This window comes from Rothia sp. HMSC072B03 (assembly GCF_001809565.1).
Classification (GTDB): domain Bacteria; phylum Actinomycetota; class Actinomycetes; order Actinomycetales; family Micrococcaceae; genus Rothia; species Rothia mucilaginosa_A.
In genome coordinates this window covers 618,771-620,423 of sequence record NZ_KV797969.1, presented here as the reverse complement: position 1 = coordinate 620,423, position 1,653 = coordinate 618,771, and the positions used below count along the sequence as shown (strand labels likewise).

General features: G+C 67.0%; 1 protein-coding gene. It reads left to right on the top strand.

Annotated features, from left to right (window positions below; translation table 11 throughout):
- Positions 1 to 287 precede the first annotated feature (287 nt).
- On the top strand, positions 288 to 1,430 hold the full coding sequence (locus tag HMPREF2630_RS05945; protein ID WP_070483859.1) for an ADP-ribosylglycohydrolase family protein: 1,143 nt from the start codon (positions 288 to 290) through the stop codon (positions 1,428 to 1,430).
- Positions 1,431 to 1,653 lie beyond the last annotated feature (223 nt).

Here is a 1,653-nt window from a genome sequence, read left to right as displayed (position 1 = left end):
CGCTCACGCGGAGCGGGGGCTCCGTCCTCAAGGCCTCCCACGCACGGAGTAGGCACCCCATAGCGGCGAGGCGCTCACGCGGAGCGGGGGCTCCGTCCTCAAGGCGCCCCAGCGCCGCAGAGGGGGCACTCCCCCGCGAGCGTGAGCGCGGAGCCGCTTGATATACCCCAACCCCGCGCATCCTGAGCACGAAGCCGCCTGGTTACGGGCCTCCCGCGAGCGTGAGCGCGGAGCCGCCTATCCGTTGCGGAGTCCGCGTCCTAATGCACCCGTGGGATAATCGCCCTATGAGTTTTTCTGAGTTCACGCGCGCACCCGAGGTTTCTGCGGAGTTTGCGGGCCGGGTGCGCGGCCTGTTGTATGCGTCTGCGCTGGGTGACGCGCTGGGCTATCCCCTTGAGCTGCTGTCGGCGGAGCAGATCGCGGAGCGCAACCCGAAGCCCTGGGAGGCCGCGTACGGCGAGCTGCTAATCAGCGATGATACGCAGCTGACCTGCTACACCCTAGACGGCCTGACGGAGGTTCTGGAGTGGAATAACGAGGGCGCGGCGGCGGATGAGTTGGCGTGCCTGTGGCTGGCGTATTTGCGGTGGTTCCGCGGTATTGGCGAGGCTCTGCCGGAGACCGCCCCGTTTTCTTTGGATCGTGAAATTGACGGGTCGAACGAGTTGACGGCTCGTCGCGGTCCAGGTGCTGCGACGTTGCGGGCGTTGGGTACCGGTGAGATGCAGCTGGTGTCGAAGTCGGTGAACCCTGATGCTCTGGGTAGCGGCGCGCTGGTGCGTTCGGCGGCTCTGGGGCTGTTGCCGGTGGCTCAGGAGCGCACGGTGGTCATGTTGGCGGTGCGCGGTGCGGCATTGACGCACGGCCACCCGGAGGCTTTAGTGTCAGCGGCGGCGTACGCGCTGCTCATCCGCGATTTGTTGGCATCCCCGTCCGGCTCGTTTGACGCGTTGCTGGAGGCGGTGCGTCGTGTGGTGTCGTGGTGCGGTTCGGTTGCCGGGGATGATGCGATTCCGGGTGATGGTTCCCGCACCGTGGAGGCGCTGAACCGTGCCTTCGAGCTTTTGGAGGGCGGTACGGTGCCGGTTCCGGAGGCTGTGGCGGAGCATTTTGGTACGGGGTGGACCGCCCCGGAGCTGCTGGGCACGGCGCTGTGGTGCGCGGCGGATGCGCTGAGGAATCTGCCCGCCGATGCTGATGATGCGACGGTGCGTGGCACCCTGTTTGAGGGGCTGTGCCGCGCGGTGTCGGTGGATTCTGATTCGGATTCGGTGGGCGCGATGGTCGGTATGCTGTGGGCGGCGGCCGGTCTGCCGGTGGGTTCGGAACCTGCGGGTGATGCCTGGGCACAGGCGCTGGGTCGTGTGCATGGCCTGGACCAGGTGGAGGCGGTTGCGGAACGCTATCTGCGCCAGCTGGGTCTGTAGTAGCGCGGTATAGCTGGCGGCGTAGCGGACATGCGTAGCGGGGGCTCCGTCCTCAAGGCGCTCAGCGCCGCAGAGGGGGCACTCCCCCGCGAGCATCGTCCGCGTGCCGGTCGTGCGGAACTGTATCGCGAGCATTGTCCGCAGAGCCAACCTGACATACTCAGCCTCTGTGAAACTGAACTTTGACGGCGTAGCGGACATGCGGAGCGGGGGCTCCGTCCTC

Coding starts and splice junctions, on each gene's coding strand:
- HMPREF2630_RS05945 (WP_070483859.1), top strand. CDS start 288: ATGAGTTTTTCTGAGTTCACGCGCGCACCCGAGGTTTCTGCGGAGTTT.